The organism is Streptomyces sp. NPDC056452, from assembly GCF_042796085.1.
Taxonomy (GTDB): Bacteria; Actinomycetota; Actinomycetes; order Streptomycetales; family Streptomycetaceae; genus Streptomyces.
The window spans coordinates 1-22,305 of sequence record NZ_JBHTRI010000027.1; the positions used below are offsets into that span (position 1 = coordinate 1).

Here is a 22,305-nt window from a genome sequence, read left to right on the forward strand (position 1 = left end):
GTGCCGTGCGGCACCTCACGTGGCCGGGCTGCGCGTCGGGCCTCCCCGGCAGGGGCGGAACGGGTCCGGGACGGGGCCCGGACCTCTCAGTCGCCGCCTCCGAACGCGGCGTCGAACGACGCGCTCGGCGGGTCGAAGTCGAACCGCTTCAGCGAGGCGAGTGCCTCCGGGGCACCGTGCAGGCGGTCCATTCCCGCGTCCTCCCACTCGACGGAGACGGGCCCCTGGTAGTCGATGGACCGCAGCATCCGGAACACGTCCTCCCACGGCACGTCGCCGTGCCCCGCGGAGACGAAGTCCCAGCCGCGCCGGGGATCGCCCCACGGCAGATGGGAGCCGAGCCTGCCGTTGCGCCCGTCGAGGCGCTTGCGGGCCTCCTTGCAGTCCACGTGGTAGATCCGGTCCCGGAAGTCGTACAGGAAGCCGACCGGGTCGAGGTCCTGCCACACGAAGTGGCTCGGGTCGAAGTTCAGCCCGAACGCGGGGCGGTGGCCGACGGCCTCCAGGGCGCGGTGCGTGGTCCAGTAGTCGTACGCGATCTCGCTCGGGTGCACCTCATGGGCGAAGCGCACGCCCTCGGCGTCGAAGACGTCCAGGATCGGGTTCCACCGCTCCGCGAAGTCCTCGTAGCCGCGTTCGATCATGTGCGGCGGCACCGGCGGGAACATGGCGACCAGGTGCCAGATCGACGACCCGGTGAAGCCGATGACCGTGTCGACGCCGAACGCGGACGCCGCGCGGGCCGTGTTCTTCATCTCCTCGGCGGCCCGCCGGCGCACGCCCTCGGGCTCCCCGTCCCCCCAGATCCGGGCGGGGAGGATCCCCTGGTGGCGCTCGTCGATCGGGCTGTCGCAGACGGCCTGGCCCACCAGGTGGTTGGAGACCGCCCAGCACTTGAGGCCGTACTTGTCGAGCAGCTGCCGCCGCCCGTCGAGGTAGCCGGGGTCGGACAGCGCCTTGTCGACCTCGAAGTGGTCTCCCCAGCAGGCGAGTTCGAGCCCGTCGTAGCCGAAGTCCCGGGCCAGCCGGCAGACCTCCTCCAGCGGCAGGTCGGCCCACTGGCCGGTGAAGAGTGTGAAGGGGCGGGGCATGCGCAGGACCTCCTAGAACGGGACCGGTACCGGGGTGAGTACAGAGTTCTTCTCGGCGCTCTCCTCGACGGCTGCGAGCACCCGCTGCACCTGGAGCCCGTCGGCGAACGACGGTACGGGCGCAACCCCGTCGGCGATCGTCCGCACCACGTCGCGGGCCTGGTGAACGAACGTGTGCTCGTAGCCGAGCGCATGGCCCGGCGGCCACCACGCCTCGAGGTAGGGGTGCTCGGGCTCGGTGACCAGGATCCGCCGGAACCCGGCCGAGGTGGCGGGCTCGGTGTGGTCGTGGAAGGAGAGCTCGTTGAGCCGTTCCAGGTCGAAGGCGAGTGAGCCCAGCTCCCCGTTGATCTCCAGCCGCAGGGCGTTCTTGCGGCCCGCCGCCATCCGCGTCGCCTCGAAGGAGGCCAGCGCACCGGAGGCCAGCCGTCCGGTGAACAGCGCGGCGTCGTCGACGGTGACCGCCCCCCGCGCGGTACCGTCCGCGGCGCCCGAGAGACCGGCCGAGGAGCCGGCCAGCACGGGGCGATCGCGTACGAACGTCTCGCTCACCGCCGACACGCCGACCAGCAGTTCCCCGGTCAGGTACTGGGCGAGGTCGACGATGTGCGCCCCGAGGTCCCCCAGCGCACCGGACCCGGCGTGCTCCCGCTTGAGCCGCCAGGTGAGCGGCGACTCCGGGTCGACCAGCCAGTCCTGGAGGTAGGTGGCCCGTACGTGTCGCAGAGCGCCGAGCCGCCCCTCCGCGATGAGCGTGCGGGCATAGGTGACGGCGGGCACCTTGCGGTAGTTGAAGCCCACCATCGCCACCTGGCCGCGCGCCGCAGCCCGCTCGGCGGCCGCCACCATGGCCTCCGCCTCGGCCACCGTGTTGGCGAGCGGCTTCTCGCACAGCACGTGCTTGCCCGCCTCGAGGGCGGCGATGGCGATCTCCGCATGGCTGTCGCCGGGGGTGCAGATGTCCACGAGCTGCACATCGTCCCTGGCGATCATCGCGCGCCAGTCGGTCTCCGCCGCCGCCCAGCCGTGCCGGGCGGCGGCGGCCTCGACGGCCGTACGGTCGCGTCCGCAGATCGCGGCGAGAGCGGGTCTCATCGGCAGGTCGAAGACGTGTCCCGCGGTGCGCCATCCCTGTGAGTGGGCGGCGCCCATGAACGCGTAACCGACCATGCCGACCCCGAGCGTCGCCGTCGGCTGCTGTACCGGCGGCGGAGCTGCGGGCTCCTGCTCCGTCTCTTCCCTACGGGCCATGCGGACTTCCTCCTCGTCGGTGGTTCGGTGGCGGCGGCGGTGCGGGATCAGCTGAAGCCCGTCGGCAGGTACTGGTCGATGTTGTCCTTGGTGACCACGGCCGAGTAGAGGGTGAGGGAGGTCGGGATCTCCATTTCGGAGAGGCCCGAGACGCCCTTGCCCTGGCCGAGGGCACGCGCCAGGTCGATCGCGGACGCGGCCATCGTCGGCGGGTACAGGACGGTGGCCTTGAGGACGCTGTTGCCGGCCTTGATGGCGTCCATGGCCGACTTGGCCCCGGCGCCGCCGACCATGATGAACTCGTCGCGGCCGGCCTGTTCGATGGCGCGCAGCGCGCCCACACCCTGGTCGTCGTCGTGGTTCCACAGGGCGTCGAACTGCTTCTGCGCCTGCAGGAGCTGGGCCATCTTCGCCTGGCCCGACTCGACGGTGAACTCGGCGGCCTGACGGGCCACCAGCTTGATGTTGGAGTAGTTCTTGAGGGCGTCGGCGAAGCCCTGGCTGCGCTGCTTGGTGAGCTCCAGGTTGTCGATGCCCGCGAGCTCGACGACCTTGGCGTTCGACTTCCCCTTGAGCTGCTCACCGATGTAGTGCCCGGCGTTGAGGCCCATGCCGTAGTTGTCGCCGCCGACCCAGCAGCGGTAGGCCTGCGGAGAGGCGAAGATCCGGTCCAGGTTGACGACGGGGATGCCCGCCTTCATGGCCTCGAGGCCGACCTGGGTGAGCGCCTTGCCGTCGGCGGGGAGGATGACGAGGACGTCGACCTTCTTGTTGATGAGGGTCTTGACCTGGCCGATCTGGGCGGCGGTGTCGTTGGAGCCCTCGGTGATCTCCAGGGTCACCTCGGAGTACTTCTCCGCCCGCGACTTGGCGTTGACGTTGATCGCGTTGAGCCAGCCGTGGTCGGCCTGCGGGCCGGCGAAGCCGATGGTGACGGGCTTGCCGGGCTTGTCGTCGGCAGCGGGCACATTGGTCTGTGCCGCGGCCTTCTCCTTCGGCTCGTTGCTGGTACAGGCGGTGAGGAAGGCGCCCGCGGAGACGGCTGCGGTACCGAAGAGCAGTCCTCTGCGGCTGGTTTCTGGCATGGCTGTCAAACCCTTCATCCGGTGCGTGGCATACGGAACAGCGGGTGGGTGGTGAGGAGGGGGTGTGTCAGGTCTCGCCGTGGCGCGTCGTGCGGTGCTGGACCAGGACGGCGGCGACGATGATCGCGCCCTTGGCGATCTGCTGGACATCGCTCTGCAGGTTGTTGAGCGCGAAGATGTTGGTGATGGTGGTGAAGACGAGGACGCCCAGGACGGATCCGACGATCGTGCCGCGGCCGCCGCTGAGCAGGGTGCCGCCGATGATCGCGGCGGCGATCGCGTCGAGTTCGTAGAGGTTGCCGTTGGTGTTCTGGCCGGAGCCGGACAGGATGATCAGCATGAAGGCGGCGATGCCGCAGCAGAGGCCGGAGAGCAGGTACAGGTAGAGCCGCTGGCGGCGTACGTCGATGCCGGCGAGCCGTGCCGCTTCCGCGTTGCCTCCGACGGCGACCGTACGGCGTCCGAAGGTGGTCCGGTTCAGGATCAGCCAGCCGGCCACGGTGACCGCGGCGAAGACCAGGACCAGGGGCGGGATCCCGAGGACGTACGAGTCGGGAAGACCCAGGTCGAGGACGGAGGGCACGGTGACGATCTGTGTCTTGCCGTCCGTGATCTGCAGGGCGAGACCGCGGGCCGAGGCGAGCATGGCCAGCGTCGCGATGAACGGGACCATGCGCCCGTAGGCGATGAGGACCCCGTTGACGAGTCCGGCGGCCAGTCCGACGATCACGGCGGTGAACAGGATGCCCGCGAAGCCGAACTCCTGGGTGGCCAGCGTCGTCGCCCACACGGAGGCGAGGGCGACCATCGCGCCGACCGACAGGTCGATGCCGCCGCCGATGATGACGAGGGTCATTCCGACGGTGACGACACCGATGACGGACGACTGGGTCAGGATCAGCTGCAGGTTCCCGGTGTCCAGGAACGCGTCGGGTTCGGTGAGGCCACCGACTGCCACCAGGGCGAGGAGTACGCCCAGCAGCGAGAGGTTGCGGACGTCGGCGCGCAGGCCGAGTGCGCGCAGGCCACCGCTCTGCTTCGAGGGCGGGGCGTCGGAGGGGCCGGTGAGGGTCCCCTTGTCCGGCCCGTGGTGCTGCGCCGACGGTGCGGGCTGTGTCATGACGTCGGGCTCCCTTCCATGACGAGGTCGAGTACGCGGTGCTCGTCGAGCTCCCGGGCGTCCGCCGTGTGCACGACGTGGCCCTCGCGGAGCACCAGCACCCGGTCGGCGAGGCCCAGCACTTCGGGCACTTCGCTGGAGACGAGCAGAACGGCGAGGCCTTCGTCGGCCAGCCGGCGGATCACGGCGTAGAGCTCGGCGCGCGCGCCGACGTCGACACCACGGGTGGGTTCGTCGAGCAGGAGGACCCGGCAGCCGCGCAGCAGCCAGCGGGCCAGGACCGCTTTCTGCTGGTTGCCGCCGGAGAGGGTGCGGACGGCGGCGTCCGGGTTGTCCGGGCGCAGGGACAGTTCGCGGGTGGCGGTCCGTGCCGCCTTCCGCTCGGCGCCCCGGTCGACCCAGCCGCCGCGCGAGAAGCGGGACAGGGTGGAGAGGGAGACGTTGCGGGTGACCGACTCGGTCAACAGCAGTGCCTGCGCCTTGCGTTCCTCGGGTGCGAGGCCGATCCCGGCGGCGACGGCTGCGCGGACGCTTCCCGGTCGCAGGGGTTTCCCGGCCACGGTGACACGCCCCGCCGTGGGCTTGCGGGCACCGTAGATGGTCTCCAGGATCTCGGAGCGCCCCGAGCCGACGAGTCCGGCCAGTCCGACGATCTCGCCGGGCCGGAGCTCCAGGTCGACGGGCGCGAACTCGCCCTTCCTGGCCAGCCCTTCGACCTTCAGTACGGGCTCCGCCGCGGCCTGTTCCGTGGAGTGCGCGGGCCGCTCGGGGAACACGTACTCGACGTTGCGGCCCGTCATCAGGGCCACGACGTCGCGCGTGGGGGTCGACTTGGCGGGGAGGCCGACGGCCACGGCCCGGCCGTCCTTGAGCACGGTCACCCGGTCGCCGATACGGCGGATCTCCTCGAGCCGGTGGGAGATGTAGACCACGGCAACGCCCTCGGCGGTGAGACCGTCGACGATCCGGAAGAGGTTGTCGACCTCGTCGGGGTCGAGGGCGGCGGAGGGCTCGTCCATCACGATGAGCCGTACGTCGTGGGAGAGCGCCCGGGCCATGGAGACGATCTGCTGGTGGGCGGCGGAGAGAGCGCCGACCTCCCGGGCGGGGTCGATCTCCGGGTGGCCGAGGCGCGCGAGCAGTTCGGCGGCCGCGGCTCGGCCCTCGCGGGTGCGGACGACGAAGCCCGCGGAGGTCGGCTCGTGGCCGAGGAAGATGTTCTCGGCGACCGACAGCCCCTCGACCAGGTCGAGTTCCTGGTAGATGGTCGCGATTCCCAGGCGCATGGCGGCGATGGGCGAGGAGAGTGAGACGGGCTCGCCGCGCCAGGTGATGGCGCCGCCGTCGGGCTGGTGGGCCCCGGCCAGCACCTTGATGAGGGTGGACTTGCCGGCGCCGTTCTGGCCGAGGAGGCAGTGGACTTCGCCGGCCTGGACCTCGAGGTCCACGCCGTCGAGGGCGCGCACACCGGGGAAGGACTTGGTGATGCCTGACATCGTGAGCAGGGGTGGTTCGGGTGCCATGACGATCCCCTCGGCGAACGGGGTCTCCCCTCCTCGGGCGGAGCCGAGGTCTCGGGGAAGGCCGGTGAGCGGGCAGGGCGCAGTGCCGGCGGTGCCGTACTGCTGACGGAACTGCTGGGCGGGGTACTGCGGGCAGAGCTCGGAACGGGCTGTTACGGAGGTGACTGCGGAACGCTTGGTGAGCGGCGCGCCGGCCCGGACATCAGGCCGGCGAGAACAGGTGGTCGCTGATGAGCCTGGCCGCGCCGATCACTCCGGCGGTCGGTCCCAGCTCACCGAGGACGATGGGGAGGTTGCCGGTGGCCAGCGGCAGGGACTGCCGGTAGACCTGGGTCCGGACACTGGCCAGAAGGTTGTGGCCGAGCCCGGTCACTCCGCCGCCGATCACGACGAGGCCCGGGTTGAAGAAGCTGACGAGTCCCGCGATGACCTGGCCGACCCGGTTTCCGCCTTCGCGGATCAGGTCCAGCGCGGTGGGATCACCGGCCGCGGCGGCAGCGGCCACATCGATGGCCGTGAGCTTTCCGGCGGCGTCCAGCCTGGCCGCCAGTTCCGCGGACTGCCCCGCGCGCGCCGCGTCCTCCGCGTCGCGTGCGAGGGCCGCACCGCTGAAGTGGGCTTCCAGGCAGCCCCGGTTGCCGCAGGCGCAGGCGCGCCCGTCGGGTTCCACCTGGATGTGCCCGATGTCGCCTGCGCTGCCCGTCGTACCGCGGTAGACCTCTCCGCCGACGACGATGCCGCAGCCGATGCCCGTACCGATCTTGACGCAGAGGAAGTCGCCGACGGAGCGTGCGACGCCCGCGTGCTGCTCCCCCATGGCCATCAGGTTCACGTCGTTGTCGACCATGACGGGGCAGCCCAGTTCCTGGCTGAGTGCCTCGCGGACCGGGAAGCCGTCCCAGCCCGGCATGATCGGCGGTGCGACGGGGACGCCCTCGGGGAAGCGGACCGGTCCGGGTACGCCGATGCCGGCGCCGTCGAAGCCTTCGGCGAGCCCGGAGGCCCGCAGTTTGGAGGCCATCTCCAGCACCTGCTCGAAGACGGCGACGGGTCCCTCGCGTACGTCCATGGGGTGGTTGAGGTGGCCGAGCACCTCCAGCTCGGCGTTGGTGACGGCCACGTCGATGGAGGTGGCGCCGATGTCGACGCCGAGGAATCGCAGTGCGGGAGCGAGCCGGATGTTGTGCGAACGGCGTCCGCCGCGTGAGGCGGCGAGACCGTCGGCGACGACAAGTCCGGTCTCCAGCAGCCGGTCCACCTCGACGGCGAGCTTGGAGCGGGAGAGGTCGACCTGGTCACCCAGCTGCGCACGGGAGTTGGGACCGCCGTCGCGCAACAGCCGCAGCAATCGCGCCTGATGGGCGTTTGCGGGTCGTGCCGTCATCCGTCTCACGCGTCCCTCCCCGCCACATCGGCCAGTCCGTCGGGCTTTCGAGGGGAACGTAGCAGCGCTTTCCCCGAGTGGGAAGAAGTTGAGCATGAATCCACTCCAACTTTCTCCACACCGAGGACAAAGGTGCCCCGGGGTGCCACGGGGCGGAGGTGACCGGGAGCCGCCGCTCCGGCCTCGCCGGGGGCGGCCATGGTGTCGGGTGCGGGCCCTGGAGCAGCAAAAAAGGCCGGGGCGGTGGGCCCCGGCCTCCTTTCCGTGCGCGACGGTCAGTTCTTCTCGCGCTCGTGGTACGTCTTGCGCGTGTGCTCCGTGTGCGCCCGCATGATCTCGGTCGCCCGCTGTCCGTCCCGCGAGGAGATGGCCGCGATCAGCGAGCGGTGCTCGATCCAGGAGCGGGTGCCGCGCTGGCGGGCCACCGGCGTGTAGTACCAGCGGACCCGGCGGTCGACCTGCGCGGCCAGTTCGGAGAGGACGACGTTGCCGGCCAGCTCCATCACCTTGGCGTGGAAGGCGGCGTTCGTGGCGACGGCGAGGTCCACGTCGTCGTCGGCGACAGCCCGCTCCCCCTTGACGCAGAGCGCCTCGAGGGCCTCGATGCCCGCACTCCCGGAGTTGGCCGCGGCAAGCCGGGCCGCCTCGGCCTCCAGGAGCGTACGGACCGAGAGCAGCTGGTCCGCCTCCTCCTCGGTGGGTTCATGGACGAAGGCGCCCTGCGCGGGCCGCAGGTCCACCCAGCCCTCGGTGTTCAGTCGCTGGAGCGCCTCGCGCACCGGCTGTCGCGACACCCCGAGGTGCCCGGCCAGTTCGCTCTCGATGAGGTGCTGACCGGGGCCGAGCGCGCGCGTGGTGATCAGTTCGAGCAACGCCTCGTAGACACGCTCGCGCAGCGGCCCTGGCCGATCCAGCTTCGGCACCGTTCCTTGCGGCAGTCCTGCGGACAACATCGCGGTTCCCCCTCCGGGCGCCGGGCAATTGCCTATCGTCTACAGTCTACCGAGCACAATGCGGTTCAGGGGCAGCGGATCACTTGACCCGCATAAGAGAGGTTTCCTCCGAAGCCGAAGAGCAGGGCCGGAGCACCGCTCTCGACCTCCCCGCGCTCGACCAGCTTGGACAGGGCCATCGGGATCGACGCGGCGGACGTATTGCCGGAATCCACGACATCCCGGGCGATGACCGCGTTGACCGCGCCGATCTTCCTCGCGACGGGTTCGATGATCCTCAGATTGGCCTGGTGCAGCACGACGGCGGCCAGGTCCTCGACGGTGACGCCGGCCTTCTCGCAGACCTTGCGGGCGATGGGCGGCAACTGCGTGGTGGCCCAGCGGTAGACGGACTGCCCCTCCTGCGCGAACCGCGAGGGCGTCCCCTCGATCCGTACCGCGTTGCCCATTTCGGGCACCGAACCCCACAGGACCGGGCCGATCCCTGGCCGGTCTCCGGCGTCCGGGTCGGCGACGACGACGGCGGCGCCCGCACCGTCGCCCATCAGGACACAGGTGGAACGGTCGGTCCAGTCGACGATGTCGCCCATCTTGTCCGCACCGATGACCAGGGCGCGGGTGGCGGCTCCGGCGCGGATGGCGTGGTCGGCGGTGGCCAGCGCGTGCGTGAAGCCCGAGCAGACCACGTTGATGTCCATCACCGCGGGCGAACCCATGCCCAGCCGGGCCGCGACCCTGGCCGACATGCTCGGCGAGCGGTCGATCGCCGTGGAGGTGGCGACGAGGACCAGATCGATGTCGGCGGGCTGCAGGCCGGCCGTGGCCAGCGCCTTGGCAGCCGCGTGCGCGGCCAGCTCGTCCACGGGCTCGTCGGGGCCACCCACATGCCGCGTCCTGATGCCGACTCGGCTGGTGATCCACTCGTCGCTGGTGTCCACCATGGCGGCCAGGTCGTGGTTGGTGAGCACCTTGGCGGGCTGATAGTGGCCGAGCGCCACGACACGTGAGCCGGTCATGTACGGGTTCCCCTCGCTACGTATGGCAGGAACTATCCAGTCTTGGTTGCTACCGATCGGTACAAGGGCACGTAACCCCACAGATATATGGGCCGGAGCTTGGAGCGTCTCGAACAGCTCCCCGGGAACTTACGCGCCTACCGCTGTGCACCCACCGTAACCCCGCCGAGGCCGTCACCCGCTGTCAGGAGTCTTGACCCTCACAAAGGCATACTGTAGACAATATTCTGTCGACTTGACACCCTCGCTCGGTCCTCTCACCGAACGGAGAGCCCCGTGAAAGTCGCAGTTGTCGGTGCCGGTGCCATCGGTGCCTATGTCGGGGCCGCGCTCCACCGCGCCGGCGCCGAGGTCCATCTCATCGCCCGGGGCCCGCATCTGGCGGCCATGCGCCGTGACGGCGTGCGTGTGCTCAGCCCGCGCGGTGACTTCACCGCACGGCCCGCCGCCACCGACGACCCGTCGGACGTCGGGCCCGTCGACTATGTGTTCCTCGGCCTCAAGGCCAACTCGTACGCGGTATCGGGCCCGTTGGTCCATCCGCTGATGCACGCACGCACCGCCGTGATCGCCGCGCAGAACGGCATCCCCTGGTGGTACTTCCACGGTCTGGCCGGGCCCTACACCGGGCGCCGGCTGAACAGCGTCGACCCGGCGGGCTCGGTGAGCGCCACGCTGCCGCCCGAGCGCGCCATCGGATGCGTCGTCTACGCGGCCACCGAGATCGAGGCGCCCGGCGTCGTACGCCACCTCGAGGGCACCCGGTTCTCCGTCGGGGAGCCGGACCGGTCCGTGTCCAGGCGCTGTCTGGACTTCAGCGAGGCCATGGTCGCGGGCGGACTCAAATGCCCCGTGGAGCCGGATCTGCGCAACGACATCTGGATCAAGCTGCTCGGCAACATCTCCTTCAACCCGATCAGCGCGCTGTCCCGGGCGACCATGGGCCAGATCTGCCGCCATCCCGACACCCGCGCACTCGTGGAGTCGATGATGCGCGAGACCCTCGCGGTGGCGGCGGCCGTCGGCTGCCGGCCCGAGATCTCCGTGGAGCGGCGCATCGCGGGCGCCGAGCGCGTCGGCGACCACAAGACATCCACCCTCCAGGACCTGGAGAAGGGCAAACCCCTCGAACTCGACGTGCTGCTCGCGGCCGTCGTCGAGCTGGCCTCGCTGGCCGGCACGCCCGTACCGACGCTGCGCGCCGTGCACGCGCTCGCCGATCTCCTCGCCACCACCTCCTCGGCCCCAGCAGGGAGCGCACCATGAACAGCGACCGCACAGGCACCCGGAACCGCAAGGGCCGGCAGCCGAAAACCTACGAGCGCCTCACCCACCCCCTGGTCCGCGGCACCGACGGAGTACTGCGCCGCGCGAGCTGGGACGAGGCACTGACACGGGCGGCTGCCGGATTCCGTCAGAACCGTGACGCGTACGGCCCCGATGCCTTCGCCATGTTGTCCTGCGCCCGCGCCACCAACGAGATGAACTACGTGGCGCAGAAGTTCACCCGCGTCGTGATGGGCACCAACAACGTCGACAGCTGCAACCGAACCTGCCACGCCCCCAGCGTCGCCGGGCTGTCGGCCGCCTTCGGCTCGGGCGGCGGGACCTCCAGCTACGAAGAGGTGGAGCACACCGATCTCATCGTGATGTGGGGCTCCAACGCCCGCTTCGCCCACCCGATCTTCTTCCAGCACGTCCTGAAGGGCATCCGCAACGGGGCCCGGATGCACGCGGTCGACCCGCGCCGCACCTCGACCGCCGAGTGGGCGGAGAGCTGGCTCGGGCTCAACGTCGGCACCGACATTCCGCTCGCCCACGCCATCGGCCGCGAGATCATCCGTGCCGGACTCGTCAACCACGCCTTCGTGGACCGGGCGACCACCGGCTACGCGGACTACGTGGCGCTGGTCGAGCCCTGGACCCTCACCGCAGCCGAGAAGGTGACCGGGGTCCCCGCCGAGGCGATCCGGGACCTCGCCCACGCCTACGCCACGGCCGAACGGGCGCAGCTGTGCTGGACCCTGGGCATCACGGAGCACCACAACGGCACCGACAACGTCCGCGCGCTGATCAACCTCTCCCTGCTCACCGGCCACGTCGGACGGTACGGCTCCGGGGTCCAGCCCCTTCGCGGGCAGAACAACGTGCAGGGCGGCGGCGACATGGGCGCCATCCCCAACAAGCTGCCCGGCTTCCAGGACATCCTCGACCCGCGGTCCCGGCAGAAGTTCGAGCGGTCCTGGGACGCCGTCATCCAGCCCCGGTACGGCAAGACCCTCACCGAGATGTTCGAGGCGATGGAGACCGGCGAACTGCGTGCCGTGTACTGCATCGGGGAGAACCCCGCGCAGTCCGAGGCCGACAGCGACCAGGCCGTCCGCCGGCTCGCCGCCCTCGACCATCTGGTCGTGCAGGACATCTTCCTGACGAAGACCGCCGAGATGGCCGACGTCGTCCTGCCCGCCACGGCCGGCTGGGCCGAGACCGACGGCACGACGACCAACAGCGAGCGGCGGGTGCAGCGGGTACGGGCGGCGCTCGTACCGCCGGGCGAGGCGCGCGAGGACGTCGACATCATCTGCGCCATGGCCGGACTCCTGGGCCATGACTGGAAGTTCGAGGACTCCCAGGCCGTCTGGGACGAGCTGCGCTCGCTCTCCCCCGACCACTTCGGGATGACGTACGAGCGCCTCGCCGAGCATCAGGGCCTGCAGTGGCCCTGCCCCGACACGGACAAGCTCCCGTCGAGCTTCCTGCACGCCCGGCTCTGGGAGACCGATCCGGTCCTACGCGGCGCGGCCGCCCCGTTCGGCCTGGTGCGGCACGACCCGCCGGTCGACCTCACCGACGAGTCCTATCCGCTGCGCCTGACGACCGGGCGGCGGCTGGACTCCTACAACACCGGTGTACAGAGCGGGAGTTACGCCTCTCCGCTGCGCCGGGGCGAGTACATCGAGCTCTGCCCGGAGGACGCCGAGGCCTACGGCGTCGCCGTGGGCGAGGAGGTGCGTGTCTCGTCCCGTCGAGGCAGCGTCACCGCGCCCGTGTGGGTCGACACCGGTCTGCGGCCCGGTCTGGCCTTCATGACGATGCACTTCCCGGACGAGGTGGACACCAACCAGCTGACCATCGAGGCGAACTGCCCGATCGCCGGCACCGCCGAGTTCAAGGCCTCCGCCGTTCGGATAGAGAAGCTGGTGCCCGCATGGACCTGAGGTACACCGACGCCGCCCCCACCGACACCGAACGGGCGGCGGTGGACGCCCTGCTGGGACCGCCGCCCTCCGGCTGGGAGGGTGCGAAGGAGCGGACCGACGAGGACCTGCGCTGGGCGAGGGGCGGAGCGGCAGCGGCCAAGGACCGCCGCGACCAGTTGCTGCCGGCCCTGCACGCGGTGAACGACCGGGTGGGCTGGATCAGCGAGGGCGCGCTGAACTACATCTGCCGGCGGCTGACGGTGGCCCCGGCCGAGGCGTACGGCGTCGCGACGTTCTACGCGATGTTCTCGGTGGTGCCCCGCCCGGCGAAGGTCCTCCACGTCTGTACGGACCTGGCCTGCGCGGCCCGCGGCTCGGGGGCCCTGTGCGCGGATCTGACGGAGCGTCTCGGTCCCGCCGGCGCCCCGGCCGAGGGCGCGGTCTGGCAGGAGAGCCCCTGTCTGGGCCTGTGCGAACGGGCCCCTGCGGCACTCCTGCTGCAGGCGGGTGCGCCTCCGGCAGGGAAAGAGTCCGTCGAAGGCGCGCCTCCGGCGGCGGACGAGCCCGTCGCCGGCGCCTTCCGGTGTTCCGCCGTGCTCGCGCCCGCCACCGCACCCGCCGTCGTCACAGCGACCCGCGCCCCCGGGGCCGCCCCCGCCGAACCCCCCGCGGGAACAGCGGTGCCCCAGGCCGGCGACCCCGGCCTCGTCCTGCTCAAGCGCATCGGCACCGTCGACCCGGCCTCCCTGGACGACTACCGCTCCACCGGCGGATACACCGCCCTGCGCCGCGCCTTCGCGCTCGGCCCCGCGGGCGTGATCCGTGAGGTGCTGGACGCGGGCCTGGTCGGCCGGGGCGGCGCCGCGTTCCCCACGGGCCGCAAGTGGCAGGCCACCGCCCAGCAGGCCGACGGCCCGCACTACCTGGTCTGCAACGCCGACGAGAGCGAGCCGGGCACCTTCAAGGACCGGGTGCTGATGGAGGGCGATCCGTACGCCCTGATCGAGTCGATGACGATCGCCGGGTACGCGGTCGGTGCCGCGCACGGCTTCATCTACCTCCGCGGCGAGTACCCCCGCGCGTACGAGCGCCTGAGCCACGCCCTGACGAGCGCCCGCACCCGCGGGCTGCTCGGCCCCGACGTCCTCGGACAGGGGTACGCCTTCGACATCGAGATCCGGCGGGGCGCCGGTGCCTACATCTGCGGCGAGGAGACCGCGATCTTCAACTCGATCGAGGGACAGCGCGGCGAACCGCGCTCCAAGCCCCCGTTCCCGGTGGAGAAGGGCCTCTTCGGCAAGCCGACCGCGGTCAACAACGTCGAGACGCTGGTGAACGTGCTGCCGATCCTGGAGCACGGCGCCGCGGCGTACGCCGCGACGGGCACGGAGACGTCCACCGGAACCAAGCTGTTCTGCGTCTCGGGACAGGTGGACCGCCCCGGCATCTACGAACTGCCCTTCGGCGCGAACCTGCGCGACCTGCTCGCCCTCGCGGGTCCGCCGGAGCAGATGCGGGCGGTCCTCCTCGGCGGCGCCGCGGGCGGCTTCGTACGCCCCGACGAGCTGGACATCCCGCTCACCTTCGAAGGCACCCGCGCGGCCGGGACGACGCTCGGTTCCGGCGTGGTCCTGGTCCTGGACGACTCGGTGGAGCTCCCCCGCATCCTGCTGCGCATCGCGGAGTTCTTCCGCGACGAGTCGTGCGGCCAGTGCGTGCCCTGCCGGGTGGGCACGGTCCGCCAGGAGGAGGCCCTGCACCGGATCGTGGACCGTACGGGAGCCGGGGCAGCCGCCGACGTCGCACTCATGAGAGAGGTGGGGCAGACCATGCGGGACGCCTCGATCTGCGGTCTGGGCCAGACCGCGTGGAATGCCGTGGAGTCCGCCATCGACCGTCTGGGGGTCTACAAGTGACCGCTGTGCCGCTCCAGCCGCCGCGCCGTCTCGTCTCGTTCACGCTCGACGGCTCGGAGACCCGGGTCCCCGAGGGTTCGACGATCCTGGACGCCTGCCGGTCGGCGGGCAAGGACATCCCGACCCTGTGCCAGGGCGACACGCTCACCCCGAAGAACGCCTGCCGGGTCTGCGTCGTCGAGGTGGAGGGCGCCCGCACGCTCGCCCCGGCCTGCTCCCGGCGCGCCGAGCCGGGCATGACGGTCCGCACGGACACCGAGCGGGCCCGGCACAGCCGGAAGGTGGTCCTGGAGCTGCTGGCCTCCTCGACCGATCTGTCGACGACACCGCGGGCCGCAGAATGGATCAAGGAGTACGACGCGAAACCCGGCCGCTTCGGCGCGGACGCCGCCCGGGTCAATGAGCAGCCGAAGATCGACAACGACCTCTACGTCCGCGACTACGACAAGTGCATCCTCTGCTACAAGTGCGTCGACGCCTGCGGGGAGCAGTGGCAGAACACGTTCGCGATCGCCGTGGCGGGGCGCGGCTTCGACGCCCGCATCTCCACCGAGCACGACGCTCCGCTCACCGACTCGGCCTGCGTCTTCTGCGGCAACTGCATCGAGGTGTGCCCCACCGGAGCACTCTCCTTCAGCACCGAGTTCGACATGCGGGCGGCGGGCACCTGGGACGAGCCGGCGCAGACGCAGACCACGACCGTCTGCGCGTACTGCGGCGTGGGCTGCAATGTCACGCTCCATGTGCAGGACAATGAGATCGTCAAGGTCACCTCACCGCACGACAACCCGGTGACCCACGGCAACCTCTGCATCAAAGGCCGCTTCGGCTACCAACACGTACAGAATCGGGTTTAACGGCTATGGGACGGGTCACCGAGCGTCGCCGCACCATCCGCATCCGGGACGGGGCAGTCACCACACGCCCCGACACCCTCGTCGCCGAGGAGCCCCTGGAGATCCGGCTGAACGGCAAACCGCTCGCCATCACGATGCGCACCCCGGGAGACGACTTCGCGCTCGCGGCAGGCTTCCTGGTGAGCGAGGGCGTGCTCGGTGAGGGCTCCGAGGTGCAGTCGATCGTGTACTGCGCCGGCGCGACGGCCGACGGCGTGAACACGTACAACGTGGTCGACGTGAAGCTCGCGCCGGGCGTCGTGGTCCCCGACATCACGCTGGAGCGCAACGTCTACACGACGTCGTCCTGCGGCCTCTGCGGCAAGGCGAGCCTGGACGCCGTCCGCACCACGACCCGTCATCCGATCGCCGACACTCCCCCGGTCCGGGTGGAACCCGCGCTGCTCTCCGCCCTCCCCGACCGGTTGCGCGAGGCGCAGCGGGTCTTCGACCGGACCGGGGGTCTGCACGCGGCGGCCCTGTTCTCGCCGGAGGGTGAGCTGCTCGACATCCGGGAGGACGTCGGCCGCCACAACGCGGTCGACAAGCTGGTCGGGCGGGCCTTGACGGACCATCGGCTGCCCCTCTCGCAGACGATCCTGCTCGTGTCGGGGCGTGCCTCGTTCGAACTGGTGCAGAAGGCCGTGATGGCGGGGATCCCGATGCTCGCGGCGGTGTCCGCGCCGTCGTCGCTGGCCGTGGACCTGGCGGCCGAGAGCGGACTGACCCTCGTGGGCTTCCTCCGGGGTCCGTCCATGAACGTGTACGCGGGTGAGCACCGCATCGCCCTGGAGTCAGCGGTGAGCCAGGGCTGAGGCTCCTCACCCGCTGCACGGGTCAGGGGTCCGGCCGGCGGGGAGCGCCCCCTGCGCCGGCCGGTCCCTCCGTGCCCGCTGCCCCTGGTGGCCCCGTGCCCGCGGTCTCCTGCCGGCTCGGCGCCCCACGGGGTCTGCGCTCATGCCCCCGCGAACGAGAGCCCCTTCGCCTCCAGCGCCGCACGCAGCACTCCCACGGCTTTCGGTCCCACACCGTGCAGCCGCTTCAGCTCCGCCTCGCTGACGGCCGGGAGCTGGTCCAGCGCGGTGTAGCCCGCCGCGTGCAGGGCGCGGCAGGCCGGATTGCCGATGCCGTGCGGAAAGTCGTCCGGCGGTGTCGTGCTGTCACTCGTCAACGGGGTCGTCCTTCCGGCGCGGGCCAGCTTCTCAGCCCACCGTAACGGGCACCTGTGACATCTCACCTGACTCCGGCAGCGGGTCGCGCGAGCGGCGCTTGGCGATCACCGCACAGACCATCAGCTGCATCTGGTGGAAGAGCATCAGCGGCAGCACGGCAAGGCTCGCGTGCGCGCCGAACAGCACGCTCGCCATCGGCAGCCCCGCGGCCAGGCTCTTCTTCGACCCGGCGAACTGGATCGCGATCCGGTCCGCCCGCCCGAAGCCGAGCCGCTTCGCCCCGTACCAGCTCAGCGAGAGCATCAGCGCCAGCAGCACCGCTTCCGCGGCCATGAGCGCACCGAGCCTGACCGGGGTGACCTGGTGCCAGATTCCGCCGACCATGCCCTCGCTGAACGCCGTGTAGACGACGAGCAGGATCGACCCGCGGTCGACGTAGCCCAGCACCTTCTTGTGGCGGGCGACGAAACCGCCGACCCAGCGGCGCAGCAGTTGTCCGGCCAGGAAGGGCACCAGGAGCTGGAGGACGATCTTCACCAGGGAGTCCGCCGAGAAGCCCCCTGCGCCGCCTCCGAGGAGCAGTGCCGCGAGCAGCGGGGTGAGCAGGATCCCGGCGAGGCTGGAGAACGAGCCCGCACAGATCGCGGCCGGCACATTGCCGCGGGCCATCGACGTGAAGGCGATCGACGACTGGATGGTCGAAGGGACCAGGCAGAGAAACAGGAAGCCGTCCTGCAGCTGCGGGGTCAGCACGTAGGGCACCAGGCCGTGGCTCGCGAGTCCCAGCAGCGGGAACGCGAGGAAGGTGCAGGCCAGGACCGTGAGATGGAGCCGCCAGTGCTTCAGTCCGTCGAGCGCCTCGGCAGTGGAGAGACGTGCTCCGTAGAGGAAGAAGAGCAGGGCGACCGCCCCGGTCGACGCCCCTGAGGCCGCGTCGGCGGCCGCTCCGGAAGCGGGCAGCAGCGCCGCGAGGGCCACCGTGCCGATCAGCGCCAGGATGTACGGGTCCACCGGCAGCCAGGACGGCAGCGTCGGGATACGGCGGCTGGTGCGGCTGCTCATGTGCTCCACGTGCTCTCTCGGCGGGGTCGTGCCCTCCCCATCCTGCTCCTGATCACCGTGATCGGGAATCCGGTATACCGCTCTGACTGTCATCACGGTTCGCGATAGGCTGGGCCCATGTACGACCCCGTCCAGCTCCGTACGTTCCTGGCCGTCGCGCAGACCCTGAGTTTCACCCAGGCCGCACGAAGGCTCGGGATCAGGCAGTCCACGGTCAGTCAGCACGTACGGCGGCTGGAGGCCGAGGCCGGCCGGCAGCTGTTCGCCCGGGACACCCACCGGGTCGATCTCACCGAGGACGGTGAGGCGATGCTGGGCTTCGCCCGGACGATCCTGCAGGCCCATGAGCGGGCTGCGGCGTTCTTCACCGGCACCCGGCTGCGCGGACGGCTGCGCTTCGGCGCCTCCGAGGACTTCGTCCTGACGCGGCTGCCGGAGATCCTGGAGTCCTTCCGGCGTGAGCATCCCGAGGTCGAGCTGGAGCTGACCGTGGAGCTGTCCGGGACGCTGCACCAGCAGCTCGAGGCGGGCCGGCTCGACCTCGTACTCGCCAAGCGGCGCACCGGGGACACGCACGGCGAGGTGGTCTGGCAGGACACGCTGGCCTGGATCGGCGCCCCGCAGCTGAGGATCGATCCGGACCGGCCGCTGCCGTTGATCGCCTTCCCGCCTCCCGGCATCACCAGGGCCCGCGCCCTGGAGGTCCTGGAGGAGCACGGCAGGTCCTGGCGGTTCGCCTGCACGAGCGCGAGCCTGAGCGGACTGATCGCCGCCGCACGCGCGGGCCTGGGGGTCATGGCGCACACGCGGGGGCTGATTCCGCCGGGGCTGGTCCCGGTGCCTGCCAGAGCGGGGCTCCCGGAGCTCGGCGACGTGGACTTCGTCCTGCTGCACGGAAGGCGCAGGGACGCCGCACAGGAGGCGGCCGACGCCCTGGCGGCGGCGATCCTCGCGGGCGGCGACCGTCTTCACCGGGTGACGGACCTGCCCGCGCACCCGGAGCGCGCGTAATCACCGCGTACAGATTCCGTGGAGATTCCCGTGCGAGCTACTTACCCAGCGGTCAGAAGTACGCCCGAGCCTTGCCCATCTGGCCCGATTTCAGTGGCTGACCTGTGCAGATGCCACGTTATCCGGAGACTTCGGACCCTCCCGCTCACCCGCTCGGTGGGGTAGCGTCGCGGCGCCGTGCGGAGCGCCACAAGGAGCAGGTCATTGCGCGAGTTCACTGTCCCACCCATGGCAGCCGCCCCTCAAGTCGGCGGTCTTGCCGATACCGTCTTCGACCATGCCGAGGACGATCCCCACCGGATCGCCCTCGGTCGCAAGGACGCGGACGGCCAGTGGCACGACGTCTCCGCCGCCGTCTTCCGCGACGAGGTGCTGGCGCTGGCCAAGGGGCTGATCGCGCACGGCGTGCGCTTCGGCGACCGCGTCGCCCTGATGTCCCGTACGCGCTACGAGTGGACGCTCTTCGACTTCGCACTGTGGACGGTGGGCGCCCAGTCAGTGCCGATCTACCCGACGTCGTCGGCCGAGCAGGTCCTGTGGATGCTTCACGACGCCGAGGTCGCGGCCGTCGTGGTCGAGCACGAGGACCATGCGATGACGATCGGTTCGGTGATCGACCGGCTGCCGAACCTGAAGCGGCTCTGGCAGCTGGACGCCGACGCGGTGACCGAGCTCGTCGACGCGGGGGTCCAGATCGACGACGAGACGGTGCACAGGCACCGGCGCGCGGTGACGCCCGACTCCGTGGCCACGGTGATCTACACGTCCGGCACGACGGGACGCCCCAAGGGCTGTGTGATCACACACGCCAACTTCATGTTCGAGTCCGACACCATGGTCAGCCGCTGGGAGCCGGTGTTCCATTCCAAGCCCGGCGACGAGGCGGCGACGCTGCTCTTCCTGCCGCTCGCCCATGTCTTCGGCCGCATGGTGGAGATCGCGGCGCTGCGCGGCCGGGTGAAGCTGGGCCATCAGCCGGAGCTGTCGGCGAAGGCACTGATGCCGGACCTGGTGTCGTTCCGGCCCACCTTCATCCTGGCGGTGCCGTACATCTTCGAGAAGGTCTTCAACGGCGCGCGCCGCAAGGCGGAGGCGGAGGGCCGGATCGGGCCCTTCGACAAGTCCGTCGAGGTCGCGGTGAAGTACGCGGAGGCGTTGGAGGAACGGGCGTTCGGGACGGGCCCCGGCCCCTCCGCCGGGCTCCGGATGCAGCACCAGTTCTTCGACAAGGTCGTCTACAAGAAGGTCCGCGACGCGATGGGCGGCCGGGTGCGGCACGCGATGTCGGGCGGTTCCGGCATGGACCGTCAGCTCGGACTGTTCTTCGCGGGTGCGGGCGTCATCGTCTACGAGGGCTACGGCCTCACCGAGTCGACCGCCGCGGCGACGGCCAATCCGCCCGAGCGAACCCGGTACGGCACGGTCGGGCAGCCGATCCCGGGGTCCACCGTGCACATCGCCCAGGACGGCGAGATCTGGGTCCACGGCGCGAATGTCTTCGGCGGATACCTGGGCGATCCCAAGTCGACCGACGCCGTGCTGCACGACGGGTGGCTGGCCACGGGCGACCTAGGCGCACTCGACGAGGAGGGCTATCTGACGATCACCGGGCGCAAGAAGGAGATCCTGGTGACGTCGGGCGGCAAGAGCGTGGCGCCGGCCGGTCTGGAGGAGCGGGTGCGCTCGCATCCGCTGGTGGCACAGTGCATCGTCGTCGGCAACGACCGGCCCTACATCGCCGCGCTGGTGACCGTGGACCAGGAGTCCGTGGACCACTGGCTCGCCATGCAGGGCCGCGCGCCGATGCGCACCGCGGACCTGGTGCGGGACCCGGATCTGGAGATGGAGGTCCGGCGCGCCGTGGTGGCCGCGAACACGGCGGTGTCACAGGCGGAGTCCATCCGCACGTTCCGCATCCTGGCGCACCCGTTCACGGAGGAGCACGGTCTGCTGACACCGTCGCTCAAGCTGAAGCGCAAGGCGATCGAGACGGCGTACGCGTCCGAGGTCGACGCCCTCTACCACTGACCTGCCACTGACCACCGAGGCCTCTGACGCAGGTGTGGCCGGCGGTCGTCACGCTGCGTGGGCCCTGCCGTTCCGGCGTCCCCGGTTCTCCCGTTCGCCGTTTCTCCGCCGACGGGAATGCATAGGCTTCGTTGATCGTTTCTCAACGGGAGTACCAACCGACAACGTAAGGATCGACTGCTCGTGAGCCAGGTCCCCTCCATCACCCTCAACAACGGTCTCGAGATGCCGCAGCTCGGCTACGGAGTCTGGCAGGTGCCGGACGACGAGGCCACGACGGCCGTCGCCAAGGCCATCGAGTCCGGGTACCGGAGCATCGACACCGCCGCGATCTACGGCAACGAGGAGGGCACCGGCAAGGCCATCGCCGCCTCCGGTGTGGCGCGTGACGAGCTGTTCGTCACCACCAAGCTGTGGAACGGCGACCAGGGCTACGACTCGACGCTGCGGGCCTTCGACGCCTCGCTGGACAAGCTGGGTCTGGACCACGTCGACCTGTACCTGATCCACTGGCCGCTGCCGGCCAAGGACGCCTACGTCGACACGTACAAGGCCCTCGAGAAGATCCATGCCGACGGCCGGGCCAAGGCCATCGGCGTGTCCAACTTCCTCCCCGCGCATCTGGAGCGCCTGATCGACGAGACCTCCATCGTCCCGGCGGTCAACCAGATCGAGCTGCACCCCCAGCTCCAGCAGGCGGAGGCCCGCGCCTTCCACGCGCGGCACGGCATCGTCACCGAGGCCTGGTCCCCGCTGGGGCAGGGCAAGGGCCTGGACGTCCCGACGGTCGTCGCGATCGCCCGGAAGCACGGCCGGACCCCCGCCCAGGCGGTGCTCCGCTGGCATCTGCAGACCGGCCATGTGGCGATCCCCAAGTCCGTGACGCCGTCGCGGATCGTGGAGAACCTCGATGTGTTCGGCTTCGAGCTGGACGCGGACGACCTCGCCGCGTTCGCCGCACTGGACGAGGGCAAGCGCATCGGCCCCGACCCGGCCGAATTCGCCGCGGGCGCCTGACACGACAGGTGGACGGTGCCCCGCCCGTGCGGCGGGGCACCGTACCCGAGCACACCGAAGGGGAACGGCCCATGAGCGGGGAGACCGCGCCCGTCGTCGAGGCGGGCGTCTACCGCCTGCGGAACGTGGGCAGCGGACTGCTGCTCGAGGTGTACGGCGGAGCCACGGGCAGCGGCGCCAACGTCCAGCAGGGCAAGGAGAACGGCACCGCGGCCCAGCACTGGCGGCTCGACCCCGTGCACGAGGGCGCCGCGCTGTACCACCTGGTCAACGCACACAGCGGCAAGCGGCTGGACGTCGCGGGCGCCTCCACGGAGAACGGCGCGAACGTCCAGCAGTGGAAGGCGAACAACTTCGGCGCCCAGGAGTGGCTCATCGAACAGCACCTGGAGGCACCCGGCACCGTGACGCTGGTCAGTTTCGTCAGCGGCCGGGTCCTGGAGGTCGCCGACGGAGCCACCGACGACGGGGCCAACGTCCAGCAGTGGGAGGACACCGACTCCCCCGGCCAGTGGTGGCGGCTGGAGCCGGTGCCCGGGTCCTGAGCCGGTGCGTCAGCCCCGGGTCCTGAGCCGGGGCG

The 22,305-nt window shown here is 70.7% G+C and carries 19 protein-coding genes; 9 read left to right on the forward strand and 10 right to left on the reverse strand.

Features of this window, described 5'->3' with window-relative positions:
• Positions 1 to 86: 86 nt before the first annotated feature.
• From ACFQ6X_RS24685 to ACFQ6X_RS24720, 8 genes are all read right to left on the reverse strand, one after another.
• The gene (locus tag ACFQ6X_RS24685) at positions 87 to 1,091 is read right to left on the reverse strand and encodes a sugar phosphate isomerase/epimerase family protein (RefSeq protein WP_383184537.1); all 1,005 of its coding nucleotides are present in this window, start codon (positions 1,089 to 1,091) and stop codon (positions 87 to 89) included.
• A gap of 12 nt (positions 1,092 to 1,103) precedes the next feature.
• Positions 1,104 to 2,342, reverse strand: coding sequence for a Gfo/Idh/MocA family protein (locus ACFQ6X_RS24690; RefSeq protein ID WP_383184538.1), 1,239 nt, complete (start codon positions 2,340 to 2,342; stop codon positions 1,104 to 1,106).
• A gap of 47 nt (positions 2,343 to 2,389) precedes the next feature.
• Positions 2,390 to 3,427, reverse strand: a complete 1,038-nt coding sequence (locus tag ACFQ6X_RS24695; protein ID WP_329205705.1) for a substrate-binding domain-containing protein — start codon at positions 3,425 to 3,427, stop codon at positions 2,390 to 2,392.
• A gap of 67 nt (positions 3,428 to 3,494) precedes the next feature.
• Complete coding sequence (locus tag ACFQ6X_RS24700; RefSeq protein ID WP_383184539.1) at positions 3,495 to 4,547, reverse strand: ABC transporter permease; 1,053 nt, start codon at positions 4,545 to 4,547, stop codon at positions 3,495 to 3,497.
• On the reverse strand, positions 4,544 to 6,070 hold the full coding sequence (locus ACFQ6X_RS24705; RefSeq protein WP_383184540.1) for a sugar ABC transporter ATP-binding protein: 1,527 nt from the start codon (positions 6,068 to 6,070) through the stop codon (positions 4,544 to 4,546). The genes ACFQ6X_RS24700 and ACFQ6X_RS24705 overlap by 4 nt, the downstream gene beginning before the upstream one ends.
• Positions 6,071 to 6,272: 202 nt before the next feature.
• Positions 6,273 to 7,454: an ROK family protein gene (locus ACFQ6X_RS24710; protein ID WP_383184541.1), complete on the reverse strand. Its 1,182-nt coding sequence runs from the start codon at positions 7,452 to 7,454 to the stop codon at positions 6,273 to 6,275.
• A 275-nt stretch (positions 7,455 to 7,729) separates the two neighbouring features.
• On the reverse strand, positions 7,730 to 8,407 hold the full coding sequence (locus tag ACFQ6X_RS24715; protein WP_329205709.1) for a GntR family transcriptional regulator: 678 nt from the start codon (positions 8,405 to 8,407) through the stop codon (positions 7,730 to 7,732).
• A gap of 65 nt (positions 8,408 to 8,472) precedes the next feature.
• On the reverse strand, positions 8,473 to 9,423 hold the full coding sequence (locus ACFQ6X_RS24720; RefSeq protein ID WP_329205710.1) for a beta-ketoacyl-ACP synthase III: 951 nt from the start codon (positions 9,421 to 9,423) through the stop codon (positions 8,473 to 8,475).
• 276 nt (positions 9,424 to 9,699) lie between these two features.
• Between ACFQ6X_RS24720 and ACFQ6X_RS24725 the strand changes: the two genes are divergently transcribed.
• From ACFQ6X_RS24725 to fdhD, 5 genes are read left to right on the forward strand one after another with little or no spacing between them, the layout of a single operon-like run.
• A complete protein-coding gene (locus ACFQ6X_RS24725; RefSeq protein WP_383184542.1) occupies positions 9,700 to 10,689 on the forward strand; it encodes a 2-dehydropantoate 2-reductase in 990 nt (329 codons plus the stop codon).
• On the forward strand, positions 10,686 to 12,641 hold the full coding sequence (locus ACFQ6X_RS24730) for a molybdopterin oxidoreductase family protein (RefSeq protein WP_383184543.1): 1,956 nt from the start codon (positions 10,686 to 10,688) through the stop codon (positions 12,639 to 12,641). The genes ACFQ6X_RS24725 and ACFQ6X_RS24730 overlap by 4 nt, the downstream gene beginning before the upstream one ends.
• Entirely contained in the window at positions 12,632 to 14,539 is a 1,908-nt protein-coding gene (locus ACFQ6X_RS24735; protein ID WP_383184544.1) for an NAD(P)H-dependent oxidoreductase subunit E, read from the forward strand. The genes ACFQ6X_RS24730 and ACFQ6X_RS24735 overlap by 10 nt, the downstream gene beginning before the upstream one ends.
• Positions 14,536 to 15,396, forward strand: coding sequence for a 2Fe-2S iron-sulfur cluster-binding protein (locus tag ACFQ6X_RS24740; protein ID WP_383184545.1), 861 nt, complete (start codon positions 14,536 to 14,538; stop codon positions 15,394 to 15,396). Before ACFQ6X_RS24735 ends, ACFQ6X_RS24740 begins: the two co-directional genes overlap by 4 nt.
• Positions 15,397 to 15,401: 5 nt before the next feature.
• Positions 15,402 to 16,250 carry a formate dehydrogenase accessory sulfurtransferase FdhD gene (gene fdhD, locus ACFQ6X_RS24745; protein WP_383184546.1) on the forward strand — a complete coding sequence of 283 codons (849 nt, stop codon included), beginning with the start codon at positions 15,402 to 15,404 and terminating at the stop codon, positions 16,248 to 16,250.
• A 140-nt stretch (positions 16,251 to 16,390) separates the two neighbouring features.
• Here fdhD and ACFQ6X_RS24750 read toward each other — a convergent pair whose 3' ends face one another.
• On the reverse strand, positions 16,391 to 16,606 hold the full coding sequence (locus tag ACFQ6X_RS24750; RefSeq protein ID WP_383184547.1) for a DNA-binding protein: 216 nt from the start codon (positions 16,604 to 16,606) through the stop codon (positions 16,391 to 16,393).
• A gap of 31 nt (positions 16,607 to 16,637) precedes the next feature.
• Positions 16,638 to 17,669: a bile acid:sodium symporter family protein gene (locus tag ACFQ6X_RS24755; RefSeq protein WP_383184548.1), complete on the reverse strand. Its 1,032-nt coding sequence runs from the start codon at positions 17,667 to 17,669 to the stop codon at positions 16,638 to 16,640.
• 117 nt (positions 17,670 to 17,786) lie between these two features.
• Between ACFQ6X_RS24755 and ACFQ6X_RS24760 the strand changes: the two genes are divergently transcribed.
• From ACFQ6X_RS24760 to ACFQ6X_RS24775, 4 genes are all read left to right on the forward strand, one after another.
• Positions 17,787 to 18,680 (forward strand): LysR substrate-binding domain-containing protein, encoded by an 894-nt coding sequence (locus ACFQ6X_RS24760; RefSeq protein ID WP_383184549.1) that lies wholly within the window; start codon positions 17,787 to 17,789, stop codon positions 18,678 to 18,680.
• Positions 18,681 to 18,908: 228 nt separating this feature from the next.
• On the forward strand, positions 18,909 to 20,708 hold the full coding sequence (locus tag ACFQ6X_RS24765) for an AMP-dependent synthetase/ligase (RefSeq protein WP_383184550.1): 1,800 nt from the start codon (positions 18,909 to 18,911) through the stop codon (positions 20,706 to 20,708).
• A 183-nt stretch (positions 20,709 to 20,891) separates the two neighbouring features.
• A complete protein-coding gene (locus ACFQ6X_RS24770; RefSeq protein ID WP_383184551.1) occupies positions 20,892 to 21,725 on the forward strand; it encodes an aldo/keto reductase in 834 nt (277 codons plus the stop codon).
• Between the two features lie 71 nt (positions 21,726 to 21,796).
• A complete protein-coding gene (locus ACFQ6X_RS24775; protein WP_383184552.1) occupies positions 21,797 to 22,270 on the forward strand; it encodes an RICIN domain-containing protein in 474 nt (157 codons plus the stop codon).
• Positions 22,271 to 22,305: the final 35 nt, after the last annotated feature.

What these genes read in the sequence shown, in the direction of transcription:
- ACFQ6X_RS24685 (WP_383184537.1), bottom strand. Translation starts at nt 1,091, where the DNA reads ATGCCCCGCCCCTTCACACTCTTCACCGGCCAGTGGGCCGACCTGCCG.
- ACFQ6X_RS24690 (WP_383184538.1), bottom strand. Translation starts at nt 2,342, where the DNA reads ATGGCCCGTAGGGAAGAGACGGAGCAGGAGCCCGCAGCTCCGCCGCCG.
- ACFQ6X_RS24695 (WP_329205705.1), bottom strand. Translation starts at nt 3,427, where the DNA reads ATGCCAGAAACCAGCCGCAGAGGACTGCTCTTCGGTACCGCAGCCGTC.
- ACFQ6X_RS24700 (WP_383184539.1), bottom strand. Translation starts at nt 4,547, where the DNA reads ATGACACAGCCCGCACCGTCGGCGCAGCACCACGGGCCGGACAAGGGG.
- ACFQ6X_RS24705 (WP_383184540.1), bottom strand. Translation starts at nt 6,070, where the DNA reads ATGGCACCCGAACCACCCCTGCTCACGATGTCAGGCATCACCAAGTCC.
- ACFQ6X_RS24710 (WP_383184541.1), bottom strand. Translation starts at nt 7,454, where the DNA reads ATGACGGCACGACCCGCAAACGCCCATCAGGCGCGATTGCTGCGGCTG.
- ACFQ6X_RS24715 (WP_329205709.1), bottom strand. Translation starts at nt 8,407, where the DNA reads ATGTTGTCCGCAGGACTGCCGCAAGGAACGGTGCCGAAGCTGGATCGG.
- ACFQ6X_RS24720 (WP_329205710.1), bottom strand. Translation starts at nt 9,423, where the DNA reads ATGACCGGCTCACGTGTCGTGGCGCTCGGCCACTATCAGCCCGCCAAG.
- ACFQ6X_RS24730 (WP_383184543.1), top strand. Translation starts at nt 10,686, where the DNA reads ATGAACAGCGACCGCACAGGCACCCGGAACCGCAAGGGCCGGCAGCCG.
- ACFQ6X_RS24735 (WP_383184544.1), top strand. Translation starts at nt 12,632, where the DNA reads ATGGACCTGAGGTACACCGACGCCGCCCCCACCGACACCGAACGGGCG.
- fdhD (WP_383184546.1), top strand. Translation starts at nt 15,402, where the DNA reads ATGGGACGGGTCACCGAGCGTCGCCGCACCATCCGCATCCGGGACGGG.
- ACFQ6X_RS24755 (WP_383184548.1), bottom strand. Translation starts at nt 17,669, where the DNA reads ATGAGCAGCCGCACCAGCCGCCGTATCCCGACGCTGCCGTCCTGGCTG.
- ACFQ6X_RS24760 (WP_383184549.1), top strand. Translation starts at nt 17,787, where the DNA reads ATGTACGACCCCGTCCAGCTCCGTACGTTCCTGGCCGTCGCGCAGACC.
- ACFQ6X_RS24765 (WP_383184550.1), top strand. Translation starts at nt 18,909, where the DNA reads ATGGCAGCCGCCCCTCAAGTCGGCGGTCTTGCCGATACCGTCTTCGAC.
- ACFQ6X_RS24775 (WP_383184552.1), top strand. Translation starts at nt 21,797, where the DNA reads ATGAGCGGGGAGACCGCGCCCGTCGTCGAGGCGGGCGTCTACCGCCTG.